Raw genomic sequence first — 809 nt, forward strand, 5'->3', positions numbered from 1 at the left:
TAGTCTACACCTAAACCAAATGTTGAAGTGATACGGTTCGGATATGGGTGAGTTGAGCTCTTTTCAACTGCGTGTTCAGCTGCGCCAAAGCTTGTTGGGTACAGGTTGCCGTTCATCACGTCTTGGTTAACCAGCGGATCACTATGCAGATCTTGCATGACAGAGCTAATACCATCGCCAGCAACTGGAGCGAGGTTTTGGTCGCCCATCATGACGAATTTAGCACCGCTCGCCAAGCCACCTTTTTTACCTGCATCGTCGTAGAAAAATTCTTTTCCTTGGATGTAATGGTGCCAAAATTCCACTTCCGCTGCGTTTTGCGCTTGGTTTTTACCAGGATCGAAAACTGGTGGTGTAGGGTGCGACATCAGAAGATGAACAACCTCATTACCATTGCTGGTCGGGATGATAATTGGTGCATCTACGTGGTTTTTAGAAGAGAGGCGTACTTGAGCCCATTCCTCTGCAGAGTACCACTCATCGCCACACTTCATGTTGTCTGGAATTTTTTGTGAGCCGTCACAGATAGTAATGGTTGGGATTTTCGCGCCTTCTAAATCTTTCCATTTAAACTCTTGGAAGGTTCGTGTATTTGCCGTATCAATTTTGTACTTAGACATTAGGGCAAAGGCGTATTGGCCGTGGTACATGCCAAAGCCCCATGCATCCCCCGGCATTTGGCCGGCAGTGCCGTTGTTGTCGAGGTCAAAATCGCTCAACAAACCTGTGTTGGTAGAGTAAGACTCCGCGTAAGGGTATTCGATAGGTTCGAGGTTTGCTTCTCCGCCCGCGCCATCGAGACTTTGTGC

The 809-nt window shown here is 48.0% G+C and carries 1 protein-coding gene; it reads right to left on the minus strand.

The genetic code is table 11. The features are described from left to right. Positions 1-809, minus strand: an 809-nt coding sequence (locus R7Z50_RS26425) for an endonuclease/exonuclease/phosphatase family protein (RefSeq protein WP_318149604.1), incomplete at both ends; no start/stop codon positions are given.

It is taken from the genome of Vibrio sp. 1249-1 (assembly GCF_033340495.1).